This is a genomic window from Streptomyces griseus subsp. griseus (genome assembly GCF_000720255.1).
Lineage (GTDB): Bacteria > Actinomycetota > Actinomycetes > Streptomycetales > Streptomycetaceae > Streptomyces > Streptomyces griseus_I.
Map to the genome: position 1 here is coordinate 47313 of NZ_JOJE01000043.1, position 15861 is coordinate 63173.

General features: G+C 72.3%; 13 protein-coding genes and 1 pseudogene. 3 read left to right on the forward strand and 11 right to left on the reverse strand.

Annotation, left to right across the window (positions count from 1 at the left end; genetic code table 11):
- Positions 1 to 25: 25 nt before the first annotated feature.
- From IG99_RS36525 to IG99_RS36545, 5 genes are all read right to left on the reverse strand, one after another.
- Positions 26 to 1015 (reverse strand): malate dehydrogenase, encoded by a 990-nt coding sequence (locus IG99_RS36525; RefSeq protein WP_037682020.1) that lies wholly within the window; start codon positions 1013 to 1015, stop codon positions 26 to 28.
- A gap of 390 nt (positions 1016 to 1405) precedes the next feature.
- Entirely contained in the window at positions 1406 to 2737 is a 1332-nt protein-coding gene (locus IG99_RS36530; protein ID WP_063768380.1) for a helix-turn-helix domain-containing protein, read from the reverse strand.
- A 237-nt stretch (positions 2738 to 2974) separates the two neighbouring features.
- Positions 2975 to 3454 carry a helix-turn-helix domain-containing protein gene (locus IG99_RS36535; protein ID WP_037682026.1) on the reverse strand — a complete coding sequence of 160 codons (480 nt, stop codon included), beginning with the start codon at positions 3452 to 3454 and terminating at the stop codon, positions 2975 to 2977.
- 260 nt (positions 3455 to 3714) lie between these two features.
- On the reverse strand, positions 3715 to 4137 hold the full coding sequence (locus IG99_RS51795) for a DUF3017 domain-containing protein (protein ID WP_051866355.1): 423 nt from the start codon (positions 4135 to 4137) through the stop codon (positions 3715 to 3717).
- A 346-nt stretch (positions 4138 to 4483) separates the two neighbouring features.
- A complete protein-coding gene (locus tag IG99_RS36545) occupies positions 4484 to 5338 on the reverse strand; it encodes a bifunctional methylenetetrahydrofolate dehydrogenase/methenyltetrahydrofolate cyclohydrolase (RefSeq protein WP_037682028.1) in 855 nt (284 codons plus the stop codon).
- Positions 5339 to 5611: 273 nt separating this feature from the next.
- Between IG99_RS36545 and IG99_RS36550 the strand changes: the two genes are divergently transcribed.
- Positions 5612 to 6184, forward strand: coding sequence for a proline-rich domain-containing protein (locus tag IG99_RS36550; protein ID WP_037682029.1), 573 nt, complete (start codon positions 5612 to 5614; stop codon positions 6182 to 6184).
- A gap of 73 nt (positions 6185 to 6257) precedes the next feature.
- Here the strand turns inward: IG99_RS36550 and purH are convergent, their stop codons facing one another.
- Positions 6258 to 7838, reverse strand: a complete 1581-nt coding sequence (gene purH, locus IG99_RS36555; RefSeq protein WP_037682032.1) for a bifunctional phosphoribosylaminoimidazolecarboxamide formyltransferase/IMP cyclohydrolase — start codon at positions 7836 to 7838, stop codon at positions 6258 to 6260.
- On the reverse strand, positions 7835 to 8464 hold the full coding sequence (gene purN, locus IG99_RS36560) for a phosphoribosylglycinamide formyltransferase (protein WP_037682033.1): 630 nt from the start codon (positions 8462 to 8464) through the stop codon (positions 7835 to 7837). The genes purH and purN overlap by 4 nt, the downstream gene beginning before the upstream one ends.
- A 266-nt stretch (positions 8465 to 8730) precedes the next feature.
- Between purN and IG99_RS36565 the strand changes: the two genes are divergently transcribed.
- Positions 8731 to 9588 (forward strand): hypothetical protein, encoded by an 858-nt coding sequence (locus IG99_RS36565; protein ID WP_037682034.1) that lies wholly within the window; start codon positions 8731 to 8733, stop codon positions 9586 to 9588.
- A gap of 13 nt (positions 9589 to 9601) precedes the next feature.
- On the opposite strand, the gene IG99_RS36570 is transcribed toward IG99_RS36565, so the two are convergent.
- Positions 9602 to 11101 (reverse strand): cell division protein PerM, encoded by a 1500-nt coding sequence (locus IG99_RS36570; protein WP_051866352.1) that lies wholly within the window; start codon positions 11099 to 11101, stop codon positions 9602 to 9604.
- Between the two features lie 67 nt (positions 11102 to 11168).
- Here IG99_RS36570 and IG99_RS36575 point away from each other — a divergent pair, with 67 nt between their 5' ends.
- A complete protein-coding gene (locus IG99_RS36575; RefSeq protein ID WP_037682035.1) occupies positions 11169 to 12254 on the forward strand; it encodes a helix-turn-helix domain-containing protein in 1086 nt (361 codons plus the stop codon).
- Between the two features lie 65 nt (positions 12255 to 12319).
- Here the strand turns inward: IG99_RS36575 and sucD are convergent, their stop codons facing one another.
- From sucD to IG99_RS44500, 3 genes and pseudogenes are all read right to left on the reverse strand, one after another.
- A complete protein-coding gene (gene sucD / locus IG99_RS36580) occupies positions 12320 to 13204 on the reverse strand; it encodes a succinate--CoA ligase subunit alpha (RefSeq protein WP_037682037.1) in 885 nt (294 codons plus the stop codon).
- A 21-nt stretch (positions 13205 to 13225) separates the two neighbouring features.
- Positions 13226 to 14404, reverse strand: a complete 1179-nt coding sequence (sucC, locus tag IG99_RS36585; RefSeq protein ID WP_037682038.1) for an ADP-forming succinate--CoA ligase subunit beta — start codon at positions 14402 to 14404, stop codon at positions 13226 to 13228.
- Positions 14405 to 14819: 415 nt separating this feature from the next.
- Positions 14820 to 15861 (reverse strand): annotated as a pseudogene (locus IG99_RS44500) (hypothetical protein); the annotation flags it as partial.

The window sequence follows — 15861 nt, forward strand, 5'->3', positions numbered from 1 at the left end:
TTTGTGACAGAGCGAGCCGGTCGGCTCAGATGAGGCCGAGGCCGCGAACCGCGTCGCGCTCCTCCTCCAGCTCCTTCACCGAGGCGTCGATGCGGGAGCGGGAGAACTCGTTGATGTCCAGGCCCTGGACGATCTCGTACTTGCCGTCCTTGGTGGTGACCGGGAAGGAGGAGATCAGGCCCTCCGGGACGCCGTAGGAGCCGTCCGACGGGATGCCCATGGAGGTCCAGTCGCCCTCGGCGGTGCCGTTGACCCAGGTGTACACGTGGTCGATGGCGGCGTTGGCGGCCGACGCGGCGGAGGACGCGCCACGGGCCTCGATGATCGCCGCACCGCGCTTGGCGACGGTCGGGATGAAGTCCTCGGCCAGCCACTTCTCGTCGTTGACGACCTCGGCCGCGTTCTTGCCGGCGACCGTGGCGTGGAAGATGTCCGGGTACTGGGTGGCGGAGTGGTTACCCCAGATGGTCAGGCGCTTGATGTCGGCGACCGTCGAACCCGTCTTCTTCGCGAGCTGGGTCAGCGCACGGTTGTGGTCCAGGCGGGTCATCGCGGTGAAGCGCTCGGCCGGTACGTCCGGGGCGGCGGCCTGGGCGATCAGCGCGTTGGTGTTGGCCGGGTTGCCGACGACGAGGACCTTGATGTCGTCCGCGGCGTTGTCGTTGATGGCCTTGCCCTGCGGCTTGAAGATGCCGCCGTTGGCCTCCAGGAGGTCGCCGCGCTCCATGCCCTTGGTGCGCGGGCGGGCGCCGACGAGGAGGGCGACGTTCGTGCCGTCGAAGGCGACGTTCGGGTCGTCGGTGATGTCGATGCCCTGGAGCAGCGGGAACGCGCAGTCGTCCAGCTCCATGGCCGTGCCCTCGGCGGCCTTCAGCGCGGGGGTGATCTCGAGGAGGCGGAGCCTGACCGGCACGTCCGCGCCGAGCAGCTGGCCGGAGGCGATGCGGAAGAGCAGGGCGTAACCGATCTGGCCGGCCGCGCCGGTGACGGTGACGTTCACGGGAGTGCGGGTCATGGCGTTCTCCGTATGACAGCTGGCGGTGGGGCGTCCCTGCCCCGGACGTTTGATCGATCTCTTGGTATCAAGAGATCCATCCAGCGGTCAGGCTATCGCGCATCCGGGATCCCGGACGTACGGGGCCATGTGGCCCACCCCACAGCGCGCCCGCGGTGTCCCGACACGGAAAAGGCGGCCGCCCGTCCGGGAGAGGGGGACATGGGCGGCCGCCGAGGGGGTACCGGGTTGCCGGACTCCCGTGGGGGTAACATTCGCGTGCCCCCGATTCCGGCGGCCATTCCTGTTCCACGACATTTTTCGGCCAGGACCCTCGAGTCCTGGCCGAATCACCATGTCGAGGGGCGGCGGGGCCGCTGACCGAGCCGGACTCCGCGCGCCCCTCCGGCACTACGTCGTGCAGCCCTTCCGGCCGGACGCCAGAGCCGCGCACGCCTTCGCCTCGCCCGCGTCCTTCACGGCCACCATGGGCGTGTAGGCGATGGTGTCGCCGACCGTGGTGACGCTCCCGGACCGCGCGGCCGACCCCACCGTCACACGGACCTCGTCACCCCGCGCCGCCTGGGTGATCCGGCCCCAGGCGGCACCGCAGGTCTCGCCGTAGCGCACCTCGACGACGGCGGTGCCGACGGTGGCCGTCTTGGCCGTGGTCACCAGGTCGCCGCTGCACCCCATGCTCTCCGCGTCCTTGCCCTCGCAGGACGCGCCGCTGCACTTCACACCGGCCGGCAGATCCGCGTCGACCGCGGCGGACGGGGCCGGCGGCCTGGGGCCGCCCTCGTCCTTCTTCGCGCCGTCGCCCCACGGGAAGAGGAGCACGCCGGCGATGACGACGAGGACACCGGTGACACCCGCGAGAAGCATCGTCAACCGCCGCCCGGCACTCGCTCCCCCGGCGGGACCGTCGGCGCCGGCCCCCCGCGGCGGCGGCCCGAACGGCTTCGCGTCCTTCGGTGAGGACGCGGGGGCGGCCGGGGTGACCGGGGACGCCGGGGACTCCGTACGCCCCCGGGCGCGTCCGCCCGGCTGCGACGGTCCCTGGTACCCGGTCGTCCGCCACGAGTCGGCGTCCGAGCCGGTGCCCGGGCCGCCCGCCACGGAGCCCCGCGAGGGCCGGCTCGACGTACCGCCGCGTGCCGCGCGCTCCCGCTCGCGCTCGTCCGCCTCCGTCGCCGTCGGCTGCGCGGGCACCGACGAGACCGAGGAGCCCGCCGAGACGGAAGAGGCGGGTGAGGCCGAAGAGGCTGATGAGGCCGAGGACACCGATGTGACCGGCGGGATCGTCGGGACGACGCCCGCCGGGCCGGCGATACCCGGGGTGACCGTGGCGCTGCCGCCCCTGCGCACCGCCTTGCCCGGCTTGAGGCCCCCCGCGGCCGCCGCGGACTCGCCGAGCGCGGCACGCGCCTGGGAGATGCGGATCGCCTCCATGGTCCGGTCGTGGCGCATCTCGGAGCGGCTCCAGGCGCGTTCGGCCAGCTCCCACATGGTCGTCAGATGGACGGGATGCGTGCCGGTCACCTCCGCCAGGGCGACGATCGCGCCCTTCGGCGCGAGGAGCCGGCCGTTGAGATAGCGCTCCCAGGACGTCTTGCTGTAGCCCGTGCGGTCGGCCACCGCCGCGATGCTCAGCCCACTGCGGTCCACGAGCCGCCGCAGTTGACCGGCGAACTCCTTGACCTGCGGATCGAGTTCATCCGGCAAGGCCCTCCAACGAGGCATGAAACCCCCCTCTTCCCCCCTGTGCGTACTGCCTCCGCCGAGTCCTCGGTGTGCCTACCCAAGGGATGCGCCCACTAAGGAATATGGTTCCCGGCTCGTCCAGGTTGGATACGTTAGCCCCGCCGTACGGGTGAATTGGGGTCTATCCGCGAACTTGTCAACGCTTCGACACAACCAGCACAAGTGCGTTACCTCGTACGACACTTGGCAGTTGAACATGCTCGGCGCTCCCGCGCGTCACCCGAAGACGAGGGTGCCGGCGACGGCGGTGAGGAGCAGCACGAGGAGGAGCAGGACGGCGTACAGCAGGAGGCGTCCTGCGGGGCGGGGCTGCGGTTCGTCCTCCAGGCGCTCCCACCACGGGACGGTGGGGGCGTCCTCGTACTCCTCGGAGACGGAGGCGCCGGGAACACCGGTCTCCGGCGGGGTCGGTGACGCCGGGCGCGGCCAGGCCTCGACGGCCAGTTCCCAGCGGACGGCGCAGCGTTCGGCGTCCGGTCCGGTGAGGCCCGCGACCCGGCACAGGGCGGCGACGGCCTGCCGGGGCGGCGGCTGGACGGCGTTGAGGTAACGCTGCCAGGACGACTTGCTGTACGCGGTGCGGGCGCCGAGCGCGGCCAGGCTGAGGCCGGTGCCGTCCTTCAGCTGCCGCAACAGTTCCACGAAGTTCCGCACCTCGGGCGGCAGCTCGTCCGGCAGCGGCTGCCAGGCGCCCATCACCCACCTCCACGGCGTCGTCGCCCGTCCGGTTCCCGATGTCCGATCGATATCCGATCAAGTGACGACGCGGGACCGCCGATCGGTTCCCGGGGAGGCCCCGGTTGTGGCAGGGCGCGGACACGGTAGCGGAACGGTCACCTCCGCGACACAGCGCCCGGACAGGCGTTGAACAGGCAGTTCGCGGTGCGGGAGCGTGGAGCGCGACGACGGCCCGTCCCTCCTCGGGGGAGGGGACGGGCCGTCGTCTCGCGGGTGCGTCAGCTGCTCACGGTGAAGTGCAGTGTGTCCTTCAGGAACGGGATCTGCAGCCAGGGTTTGGGCTGGACCATCAACGCCAGCAGCACGATCACCAGGCCGATGCCGCCGTAGGTGACGATGTCCGTGAAGCGGGAGCGCACCGCGAGCATGCCGACGCCGGGCAGGACCCAGCGCAGGACGGCTCCGCAGAGCAGTGCGACGCCGATGAGCAGGGTGCCGATCCGGAACAGGTCGAAGGCGGTCAGCAGCAGGCCGACCGCGACCAGGGAGAGCACGGCGAGCATCGGCCACTGCCGCGCGGGCGCGGGAGCGTCCCGGGGCGCGGCCCGGCCGCCGCCCTCGGGGCGGGCGGTGTCCTTGGTGAACAGCGGGAAGCGGCGGGTGGTGCGACGCGGGTGCCCCTCGGCGTCGGGCGCGCTGATCGCGTCCCGGACGGTCGGCTCGGGGGTCTCGGTGGTCTCGGGGGTCTCGGCGGTCTCGGCGGTCTGGGCGGTCTGGGCGGTCTCGGGGGTCTTTTCGGTGCCGTGTGGGGGCTCGTGGCCCCTGGGGGGCCTGGGGGTCTCGGCGGTCCTGGGGGCGCTGGAGGTCTCGGCGGTCCTGGGGGCGCTGGAGGTCTCGGCGGTCCTGGGGGCGCTGGGGGCCTCGGCGGTCCTGGGGGCGCTGGGGGTCTCGGCGGTCCTGGGGGCGCTGGGGGTCTCGGCGGTCCTGGGGGCGGCAGGCGTTCCCTGTGGCCCGGGCGTCGTGGGGGCGGCGGGGGTTTCCTCCGGGTCAGCCGACACTGCGCTCCGCCGCCTCCACCACGTTGACGAGCAGCTGGGCGCGGGTCATCGGGCCGACGCCGCCGGGGTTCGGGGAGAGGAAGCCGGCCACCTCGGCGACGTCGGGGTGGACATCGCCCACGATCTTGCCCTCGGCGCTGCGCGAGACACCGACGTCGAGGACGGCCGCCCCCGGCTTGACGTCCTCGGCCCGGATCAGGTGCGCGGAACCCGCCGCGGCGACGATGACGTCGGCCCGCTTGAGGTGGGCGGAGAGGTCCCGGGTGCCGGTGTGGCACTGGGTGACCGTGGCGTTCTCGCTGCGCCGGGTCAGCAACAGCGGCATCGGCCGGCCGATGGTGACACCGCGGCCGACGACCACGACCTCGGCACCCTTGATCTCGACGCCGTAGCGGCGCAGCAGGGTGAGCACGCCGTTCGGGGTGCAGGGCAGCGGGGCCGGCTCGCCCAGGACCAGGCGCCCGAGGTTCATCGGGTGCAGACCGTCCGCGTCCTTGTCCGGGTCCATCAGTTCGAGGATGCGGTTCTCGTCGATGCCCTTGGGCAGCGGCAGTTGGACGATGTACCCGGTGCACTCCGGGTCCTCGTTCAGCTCCCGTACGACCGCCTCGATCTCCTCCTGCGTCGCCGTGTCCGGCAGCTCGCGCTGGATGGAGGCGATGCCGACCTCGGCGCAGTCACGGTGTTTGCCGGCGACGTACTTGCGGCTGCCGGGATCGTCCCCGACGAGGATCGTGCCGAGGCCCGGCGTGACCCCCTTCTCCCTCAGCGCCGCCACGCGGACGGTCAGATCGGACTTGATCGCGGCTGCGGTGGCCTTGCCATCGAGAATCTTGGCGGTCATGAACCCATCCTCCCGGATGACAGGCCCCCGGTTCCAATCCGGGCTCTCCCCGTGCGGGTGCGACGGCACTGGTGGCGAATCCCGCCATGATCGGTGATGTTGCACTTGCACAACACATACGAATTGCGGCTGGACAAGCCGACGGCGCCTGAAGAACGATGAACAGACAGTGCCGCGGGCAGTATCGGGGGGACACACCGCTTCTGTGACCTTTCCTCCGCCACGGCCGCGCGCCGTCCCCGCACTAGCAACAAAAACGGAGGAAACACCGCCATGAGTTACGGCGACCCGAACAACCCCTACGGCGCTCCCCAGGGGCAGCAGCAGCCCGGTTACGGCTACCCCGAGCAGCAGCCCCCCGCCCCGGGCTACGGCTACCCGCAGGCCCCGCCGGTGGGCGCCTACGCCGGCGCCGCCGCCCCGACGACGATGCCCGGCACCGTGAACACCGCCCGCGTGCTGTTGTGGATCATCGTGGGTCTGCAGATCATCGGCGTGGCCCTGTTCGCCTTCGCCGCCGTCACCGTCAACGCCGCGAAGAACGACGACACGCTCAAGAACAACACCGCCTTCCAGGACCTGGCCGACCAGTCGTCCGGGATGATCTGGGCGATGACCGTCTTCGCGCTGGCCTGGGCCGTGTTCGCGATCGTGCTGGCCACGAAGTTCAACTCCGGCCGCAACGGGGTCCGCATCACGCTCCTGGTCTTCGGCATCATCACCGCCGTACTCGGCATATACCCGTTCGTCGTCGTCGGCCTGATCCACACCGTGCTGGCCATCCTGGTGGCCGTGTTCGTCGGCAACGCCAACGGCAAGGCGTGGTTCAACCGCCCGCAGTACTGAGCGGTTTCGCACACCCGGAACGTCCAAGGGCCGTGTCTCCCGTACGGGAGACACGGCCCTGGTGCGTCAGTCCTCAGTGGAAGAAGTGGCGCGTCCCGGTGAAGTACATCGTGACGCCCGCCTTCTGCGCGGCCTCGACGACGAGTTCGTCGCGGACCGAACCGCCGGGCTGGACCACGGCCTTGACCCCGGCCTCGGTGAGGATCTCCAGACCGTCGGGGAAGGGGAAGAACGCGTCCGAGGCGGCGTACGACCCCTGCGCGCGCTCGGCGCCGGCCCGCTCCACGGCGAGCTTCGCGGAGTCGACGCGGTTGACCTGCCCCATGCCGACACCGACCGAGGCGCCGTCCTTGGCGAGCAGGATCGCGTTGGACTTCACCGCGCGGCACGCCTTCCAGGCGAACGCGAGCTCCTTGAGTTCGTCGGCGGAGAGCGCCTCGCCGGTCGCCAGCGTCCAGTTGGCGGGGTCGTCGCCTTCGGCCTGGAGGCGGTCGGCGACCTGGAGCAGGGCGCCGCCGTCGATCGGCTTGACGTCGACGGGGTGGGCGGGGCCGTCGGGGCAGCGCAGCACCCGGATGTTCTTCTTCTTGGTGAGGGCCTCCAACGCGCCGTCCTCGTAGTCAGGCGCGACGATGACCTCGGTGAAGATCTCCGCGACCTGCTCGGCCATCTCCTTGCTGACCGGCCGGTTCACGGCGATCACACCGCCGAACGCGGACAGCGGGTCACAGGCGTGCGCCTTGCGGTGCGCCTCGGCGACGTCGGCGCCGACCGCGATACCGCACGGGTTGGCGTGCTTGATGATCGCGACGGCGGGCTCGTCGTGGTCGTACGCGGCACGGCGGGCGGCGTCCGTGTCCGTGTAGTTGTTGAACGACATCTCCTTGCCGTGCAGCTGCTCGGCCTCCGCAAGGCCGCCCGTGCCCGCGATGTAGAGGGCGGCGGGCTGGTGCGGGTTCTCGCCGTAGCGCAGGGTGTGCGCGCGCTCCAGGCTGGTGGCGAGGAAGCTCGGGAACTGCGAGTCGTCAGCCGGTGCGTATGCGGAGGCGAACCAGGAGGAGACCGCGATGTCGTACTCGGCGGTGTGCCGGAAGGCCTCGGCGGCCAGCCGCTTGCGGGTGGCGAGGTCGAAGCCGCCGCCCTGCGCGGCCGCGAGGACGTCGGCGTAGCGCGCCGGGCTGGTGACCACGGCGACCGACGGGTGGTTCTTGGCGGCGGCGCGGACCATGGAGGGGCCGCCGATGTCGATCTGCTCCACGCACTCGTCGGGGGTCGCGCCGGAGGCGACGGTCTCGCGGAACGGGTAGAGGTTGACGACGACGAGGTCGAACGGCTCGACGCCCAGCTCCGCGAGCTGCTGCCGGTGGTCCTCCAGGCGCAGGTCGGCGAGGATGCCGGCGTGGACCCTGGGGTGCAGGGTCTTGACGCGGCCGTCCAGGCACTCGGGGAAGCCGGTGAGCTCCTCGACCTTGGTGACCGGGACGCCGGCCCCGGCGATCCGCGCGGAGGTGGAGCCGGTGGAGACGAGCTCGACGCCGGCCTCGTGCAGCCCACGGGCGAGCTCCTCGAGCCCGGTCTTGTCGTAGACACTGACGAGCGCGCGACGGATGGGCCGCTTGTCGCTCTCGGCCGTGGCAGTGCTCTCGGCGGTCACTGGATAACTACCTTTCGTCCCTCAATGCGATGGCCGTTGCGGGCGAGGCGCCCCACGACCTCGACGAGCAGCCTTCGCTCGACTTCCTTGATGCGCTCGTGCAGAGCGCTCTCGTCGTCCTCGTCCCGGACCTCCACCACGCCCTGCGCGATGATCGGTCCGGTGTCGACGCCGTCGTCGACGAAGTGGACGGTGCAGCCGGTGACCTTGACTCCGTACGCGAGCGCGTCGCGCACACCGTGGGCCCCCGGGAAACTGGGGAGAAGGGCGGGGTGGGTGTTGACGAACCGCCCGCCGAACCGCGCGAGGAACTCCTTCCCCACGACCTTCATGAACCCGGCGGACACCACCAGGTCGGGCTCGTGGGCGGCGACCGCCTCGGCGAGGGCCACGTCCCACTCCTCGCGGCTGCCGTGGTCCTTGACCCTGCACACGAAGGTCGGCAGCCCGGCGCGCTCGGCCCGCGCGAGCCCCTCGATACCGTCCCGGTCGGCACCGACGGCGACGACCTCGGCTCCGTACGCCGCGACGCCGGTGGTGGCGATGGCATCGAGGAGCGCCTGGAGGTTGGTGCCGGATCCGGAGACCAGCACGACGAGGCGCTTGGCCACGGGCTTGGCGGCCACGGTGGGGCCCTTTCTCGGGGAAGCATTTGTATGGTCGTACGAATGCTTCACGCCCCCGGATACGGGGAAGTCTACGAAGCGGCCGACCGTCAGCAACGATACCGGCACACCGGACAGCCCCCATGGGACGGGGGCGTGGCCGGAAGGTAGCGTCTGCGAGGAGCGGGCTCGGGAACGCGGTCGTCGTGCGGTGCGTTGCCGTAGTGAACAGCTCGCGCAGAGCCATGCCAGACCGTCGTATTCGCCTAGGGGAAGACGCTCACTTGATGCCGGACCGCAGTCTGCGACTCTCCACGCTCCCCCCGCAGCCACCGCACGCAGGGCTGCGCGGCGCCGTGCTGCTGCGGGAGCGTCCAGCCTCACCGCCCGACGCGCCCTCCGGTGACACGCCTGCGGGAGACGCGCCTTCGGGAGACGCGCCTTCGGGCGGCAGGAGCGATGGCGGTAAGACCGGCGGCGGCAGGACCGGAGGCGAGCAGGGCGGCGGCCCCGCCCAGGAGGACAACCCCTTCGCCCCGCCCCCCGAGGGCACCCCGGACCGCCCGTGGCGGCCCCGGCACCCCGCACCCGACGGCCAGGACGACCACCCCACCCCGCCCGCCGGCGCGCCCTGGGGCAGCCAGTGGAGCGACCGCCAGCCCGGCCGCTCCCAGGGCGGCTTCGGCGAGCGCCCCGGCGCGGGCCCCGAGGGCCCCGGCGGACCGGGCGGCGGCCCCGACCGCACGCCCCGCTGGGACCTCACCGACCCGACCCAGCGCCGCGCGCGGTACGCACTGATGTGTGGCATGTGGGCCTTCTTCTTCGCCATCTCCGGCTGGCCCTACGTGGCCCTGCTGCTCGGCGCCCTCGCCCTGTACTGGGGCATCAGCTCCCTGCGCGCGAAGCCCGGCAACCCCGACCCCGCCGCCGCGAACGCGGGCGCCCGCCCGAAGACGACGGCCGCGGTGAGCGGCCTGGTCACCGCCTCCCTGGCCATCGCCCTGGTCGCGATCACCTTCACCGCGCAGCTCGTCTACCGCGACTACTACACCTGCACGAGCGACGCCCTCACCAGCGAGTCGAAGCAGTCCTGCAAGCAGCTCCTGCCGGAGGAGCTGCGGGGGGTTCTGGGCGTGGGGAACTGAGCGGAGCGGCGCTTCAACGAGTGTGCGGGGGGTCCGGGGGCTCGACGGGCAGGAAGTCGTAGGGCTCGTGTTCATGGGCCGCGTGGGACCCCTGGGCCGCGTGGGACGCGTGGGCTTCGTCCGTGCCGTCTGGGCCGTCACCGCCGACTCTGCCGTCTCCGCCGACTCTGCCGTCTCCGCCGTCTCTGCCGTCTGCGTCCGCTGACTCGCCGGGAGGGGACGTCAGGCGTACGGCGGACGGGCGGCCTCGTGGCCGCGTGAGTGCCGCCGCCGGTACCGCCACGAGCACCGTCCAGGCCAGCACCGCGGCGCCCACCTGCCACCACACCGGCCCGAAGCGGGCGAGGGCGGAGACGCCGAGCGGACCGCCGGCCAGCGCCGAGAGCACGGCGAGCGCGGCCGCGCACAGCGGTGACGCCGAAGCGGCCACGCCCACCGCCCACATGCGCGACCGGCCGGTCTCCGCCGCCGCCCGTGCCGCGAACCATCCCACGGTCACCCCGGCCGCCACCGGCACCGCCCCCGCCGCCCAGGTCAGCGGCGTACCAGGGCCCGCGTCCGGCACCGCAGCCAGCAGGGGGAAGGGAGGCAGTGAGGGGGCGGGAGCGGAGGACAACGGGCTCACGACGTGCCCCGCGCCGAGCAGGAAGCCGGGGCCGGTCGCGTAGGCGGCTCCCCATACCGCCGCGTTCGGCACCAGGGCCACGCACAGCAACAGGACCGTGAACCGGCCCGAGACCCCCTCCGTCAGCTGCAGGAACGACTCCCGCGCCGCGTCCCCGTGCCACACCGACGACACCGCCGCCAACAACGCCCCGCCCCCGGTGAACGCCGCGACCCCCGCCCCCGCCGCCCGCACGGCCGCGGCGAGCCGCTCACCCGCGCCCGCCCCGAGGACCGGCCACCGCACACGCCGGCCCGAGTGCCGGAGCACCTCCGCACTCCCCGGTCGAGGGCGCCCGTACCCGGTCCACACGCCCACCGCCGCGGCCGAGGCGACCAGCACCGCCAGGCTCACCCCGGTCCTCTCCCAGGACGGCCGCAGCTCACCGCCCGCCGCGTACAGGGCGGCGGCCGCACCGACGGCCAGGTAGCCGAGGACGACGCCCGTCCACGCCGTACCGCCGCCCACCCGCACCTCGTCCTCGTCCCCGTCGGCCGTGTCCCGCGCCGCCCGGTGCACCAGCCAGGCGGGCAGCACGAGCAGCAGCAGAGGGGTGACGCCGACGGGTGCCGGCACACCGGAGAGCGTGTCGGTGCGGACCAGCTCCGCCCCGTGCGCCAGCAGCCACAGCGCGGCGGCGACGTGCAGCGCTCCGCCCGGCCCGCTGTCGGGGTACGGCGAGCTGATCCACAGCAGCGTCACCAGCACGGCGAACGAGCCGAGCCCCAGCCCGGCCGCGAGCGCGCCGCCGACGACGGCGTCGGCCAGTCCGGGCGGCCGGCCGCGCATGCCGGTGAGCAGGGCGGACAGGGGCGGTCGGCGGTCGGTCATCTGCGTCACGACCGTCATGCTCCCAACGACACGCGCTTTTCCGTCGTAACAGGGGAACCACCGAAGTGTCGCTCAATATACGTTTATGTTCTTTTTCCCGCTCCCCCCGCCCAAGGAACGGCGGCGCCTGCGCGAGGCCAACGCGTTGACGCGGGCTCAGGTCGCCGAGCAACTGGGTGTCCCCCGCAGGACGGTGCGCGGATGGGAGACCGGCCGCACGACTCCCCGCGGCCCGAAGGGGGAGGCGTACGGGAAACTGCTGGCCTCACTGAACGTCAGAATGCTGACCCAGACGCAGACGCAGACGCAGAGGCGGACGCGGGCGTCGACGCCGGCACAGGAGGACCGCGCGGAAACCCGGTACTTCGGCCCCACTCTGACGCCCGCTCAGGCCTTCGACGCGCTGTACGCGTTCTGCGCCCCCGCCCTCGTACGGCAGACGTATCTGCTCACCGGGCGGCGGGAGCTGGCGCGCGAGTCGGTCGAGCGGGCCTTCCAAGCCGCCTGGCAGCGCTGGCCGGAGGTGGCACGGGACCCCGACCCGGCGGGCTGGGTGCGGGCCACGGCGTACGACTGCGCCCTCTCCCCCTGGCACCGGTTCCGCCCCCGCTACCGGCACCCCGAGCCCCCGCCGGCCGCCCCGAGCGACCGTGCCCTGCTGGACGTGCTCCTCGACCTCCCGGCGTCGTACCGCCGCACGCTCGTGCTGTACGACGGTGTCGGCCTCGACCTGCCGGAGACGGCGGCGGAGACGGAGGCGAGCACCCCGGCGACCGCGCACCGCCTGCTGAACGCCCGCGAGGCCGTCAGCGCCCGCCTCCCGGAACTGTCCGACCCGGCCCTCCTCCACGAACGCCTCGCCGAACTGGCCTCCACGGAACGCCTGCGCGCCTCCCGCCCCCCGACGGTGCGCAACGCCAGTGAGCGCCGGGCCCGCTTCTGGACCCGGGCCGCCATCGCCTTCACCATCGCCCTCATCGGCACGACAGCCCTCACGCTACGGACGGCCCCCACCCAGTACGAGCCCCCGATCCCCCCGGGCGAGGCGGTACCGGGCGTCCCGCCGAAGGTCGCGCCGGGGCCTCTGTCGGAGGAGGAGCTGGAACTGCGGGACAAGCTGCGGGAGGAGACAGCGAGCGGCCCGGCGCGATTGCTCCCGTTCCCCGGCTAGGAACGCCGGTGGGCCCGCCCCCCCCCACGCGGGGAAGCGGGCCCACCGGTGCTCAGCTGAGTGCCTCAGCCGGCCAGCAGCTCACGCGCCAGCTTCGCCGTCTCGGTCGGCGTCTTGCCGACCTTGACGCCGGCGGCCTCGAGGGCCTCCTTCTTCGCGGCGGCCGTACCGGAGGAGCCGGAGACGATGGCACCGGCGTGGCCCATCGTCTTGCCCTCGGGCGCGGTGAAGCCCGCGACGTAGCCGACGACCGGCTTCTTCACGTTCTCCTTGATGAACGCGGCGGCCCGCTCCTCGGCGTCGCCACCGATCTCACCGATCATCACGATCAGGTCGGTGTCGGGGTCGGCCTCGAACGCGGCGAGCGCGTCGATGTGCGTGGTGCCGATGACCGGGTCGCCACCGATGCCGACGGCCGACGAGAAGCCGATGTCCCGCAGCTCGTACATCATCTGGTACGTCAGCGTGCCGGACTTCGAGACCAGACCGATGCGGCCCGGCTTGGTGATGTCGCCCGGGATGATGCCGGCGTTCGACTGGCCGGGGGTGATGAGACCCGGGCAGTTGGGGCCGATGATCCGGGTCTTGTTGCCCTTCTCCACGGCGTACGCGTAGAACGCGGCGGAGTCGTGGACCGCGATGCCCTCGGTGATGACGACCGCGAGGGGGATCTCCGCGTCGATCGCCTCGACGACGGCGGCCTTCGCGAAGGCCGGCGGCACGAAGAGGACGGACACGTTCGCGCCCGTCTTCTCGATCGCCTCGGCGACCGTGCCGAAGACCGGGATCTCGTTGCCGTCGATGTCGACCGACTGACCCGCCTTGCGGGGGTTCACGCCGCCGACGATGTTCGTGCCGTCGGCCAGCATGAGCTTGGTGTGCTTCATGCCCGTGGCACCGGTCATGCCCTGGACGATGACCTTGCTGTCCTTGTTGAGGAAGATAGCCATGGCTGTCTGAGTCCCTCTTCCTTACTTCGCAGCCGCGAGCTCGGCGGCCTTGTCGGCCGCGCCGTCCATGGTGTCCACGCGCTGCACGAGCGGGTGGTTGGCGTCGGAGAGGATCTGACGACCCAGCTCGGCGTTGTTGCCGTCCAGACGCACGACCAGCGGCTTGGTGACGTCCTCGCCGCGGTCCTCGAGGAGCTTCAGGGCCTGCACGATGCCGTTGGCGACCTCGTCGCACGCGGTGATGCCGCCGAAGACGTTGACGAAGACGGACTTGACGTCCGGGTCGCCCAGGATGATCTCCAGGCCGTTCGCCATGACGGCCGCGGACGCGCCACCGCCGATGTCGAGGAAGTTGGCGGGCTTGACGCCACCGTGCGCCTCACCGGCGTACGCGACGACGTCCAGGGTGCTCATGACGAGACCCGCGCCGTTGCCGATGATGCCGACCTCACCGTCGAGCTTGACGTAGTTGAGGTTCTTCTCCTTGGCGGCGGCCTCGAGCGGGTTGGCCGACTCCTTGTCCTGGAGGGCCTCGTGCTCCGGCTGACGGAACTCGGCGTTCTCGTCCAGGGAGACCTTGCCGTCGAGGGCGATGACCTCGCCGGAGGCGACCTTGGCCAGCGGGTTGACCTCGACGAGGAGCGCGTCCTCGGCGACGAAGGTCTTCCACAGCGTGACCAGGACGTTCTCGACCTTGTCGGCGACCTCGGCCGGGAAGTTCGCGGCCTCGACGATCTGGCGGGCGACCTCGGGGGTCACGCCCACGTTGGCGTCGATCGGCGTCTTGGCGACGGCCTCGGGGCGGGTCTCCGCCACCTCCTCGATCTCCATGCCGCCCTCGACGGACGCGATGGAGAGGAAGGTGCGGTTCGCACGGTCCAGGAGGAAGGAGACGTAGTACTCCTCCACGATCTCCGGAGCCGTCTCGGCGATCATCACCTTGTGGACCGTGTGGCCCTTGATGTCCATGCCGAGGATGTTGGTGGCGTGCTCCACGGCCTCGTCGGCGGTGGCGGCGAGCTTCACGCCGCCGGCCTTGCCACGGCCACCGACCTTCACCTGAGCCTTGACGACGGACTTGCCACCGAGGCGCTCGGTGGCTGCGCGGGCCGCCTCAGGCGTGTCGATGACTTCACCGGCCAGCACCGGTACATCGTGCTTGGCGAAGAGGTCCCTCGCCTGGTACTCGAACAGGTCCACGCGCTTCCGTCCCTATCAGTGATCTCGCGGTTCGTTGGATGCGTGGGCGTGCCGCGATGGGCAACGTGACGTCCGCCAGTCACTAGGAAGGCGCACACGGTGTCCGAGCGCGCGGCATGTCCGTCTCGCAGGTTATCCCCGCTTCCCGGGGGTCTCTAAATCGGTGGTCACACCTGAGCGGTGATACCTGTCACATGATGCCGCGCTCACTGGCACGGCGTGCCGCGGGTGCGGAGCCTCACCGGGTTGGGGTTGGCCCGGTGAGGCCCCTGGAACGGCCCCGAGGGGGCCCTGGCCGGGCGATCCCCACCCCAATGGGGACCATCCGGCCGGTCCGCGCGCTTCCGTCCGCACCGGCCGACGGTTTTCGGCCGGTCCAGGACCGCACCGCGCGGGGTCGATGGCCGTACGGCTGTCAGACGCCGTACGAGGTGCTGTGCCGCGGCACGCTGTGGCGGGGGTGGGCGATGGCTCGGCTGAGGGCGGGGGAGCCGGCTACGCCTGCCTCGCCGGCTACGTCGGCCACGTCGGCCACGTCGGCCACGGCATGGCGGGCCAGCGGGGCCGCGGTGGCCCCGGCCGTCCCGCTCAGGTCCTGCGCGAAGATCCCGGCCCGACCGGCGACGCCGTGGGCAAAGGGGTCGACCTCACCGACGGTCCCGCCCGCGAACGACGAGACCTCACCGACGGTCCCGCCCGCGAACGGGGCCGCCTCGCCCGTGATGTCGTACGCCGGCGTCGTCGCGGTGCCGCCGACTCGGTCCACCGCGGGCCGTACGGTCGCCGCGACCGTCTGCACGACCGGCTGCACGGACCCGGTGACACCCTGCCCGAACGCCGGTACCTCACTCGCGAGACCCGTCACGAAAGCCTCCGCCTCTCCGGTCAAGCCGTGCGCGACCGGCGGTACGGCTCCGGCGACCCCGCCCGCGAACGACGTGACCTCACCGCCAACCCCGTACGCCACCCCATGCGCGTCCACCACCGCCTGCCCCGCAACCGGCACGACAGACCTCACAGCCGTGTCCACGGCCGGCGGCAGCACGGCCGATCCCGGGTCACGCGTGACCTGCCCGACCAGCCCGGCCGCGTAAGGCGGCACGTCCGCGGCGGAGTCGGCGAGGACGGGGTGGACACCGGCGACGGCCCCCGCGGCGGCCTCCCGGACGCCGATGGCCACGTCGTCCGCCACCGGCACGACGCCGGCCACGGCCCGGTGGGCCACGGGGAGCACCCCGCTCACGGCGTCGGCCGCCACCGGCGGCGCCACGGCGTCGGTCGTCTCGGAAGCGAGCGGAGTGACCGTGCCGGGGACGGCGTCGACCGTGCGGCCCGTGCCCGCGAGCTTCGTCTGCGCGGCGGCCAGTGCCTCCTCCAGTTCGGGGGCGAAGGCGGAGAGCGGGCCGAAGAGGTAGTCGATCCCTTGCTGCGGGGTGGTGGGGGTGATGGGGGTGGTG

Excerpts from the sequence above, each read along its gene's own strand:
- IG99_RS36525 (WP_037682020.1), bottom strand. The coding sequence starts at position 1,015 with ATGACCCGCACTCCCGTGAACGTCACCGTCACCGGCGCGGCCGGCCAG.
- IG99_RS36570 (WP_051866352.1), bottom strand. The coding sequence starts at position 11,101 with ATGACGGTCGTGACGCAGATGACCGACCGCCGACCGCCCCTGTCCGCC.
- IG99_RS36550 (WP_037682029.1), top strand. The coding sequence starts at position 5,612 with ATGAGTTACGGCGACCCGAACAACCCCTACGGCGCTCCCCAGGGGCAG.
- IG99_RS36565 (WP_037682034.1), top strand. The coding sequence starts at position 8,731 with ATGCCGGACCGCAGTCTGCGACTCTCCACGCTCCCCCCGCAGCCACCG.
- IG99_RS36530 (WP_063768380.1), bottom strand. The coding sequence starts at position 2,737 with ATGCCTCGTTGGAGGGCCTTGCCGGATGAACTCGATCCGCAGGTCAAG.
- IG99_RS36575 (WP_037682035.1), top strand. The coding sequence starts at position 11,169 with ATGTTCTTTTTCCCGCTCCCCCCGCCCAAGGAACGGCGGCGCCTGCGC.
- sucD (WP_037682037.1), bottom strand. The coding sequence starts at position 13,204 with ATGGCTATCTTCCTCAACAAGGACAGCAAGGTCATCGTCCAGGGCATG.
- IG99_RS36545 (WP_037682028.1), bottom strand. The coding sequence starts at position 5,338 with ATGACCGCCAAGATTCTCGATGGCAAGGCCACCGCAGCCGCGATCAAG.
- IG99_RS36535 (WP_037682026.1), bottom strand. The coding sequence starts at position 3,454 with ATGGGCGCCTGGCAGCCGCTGCCGGACGAGCTGCCGCCCGAGGTGCGG.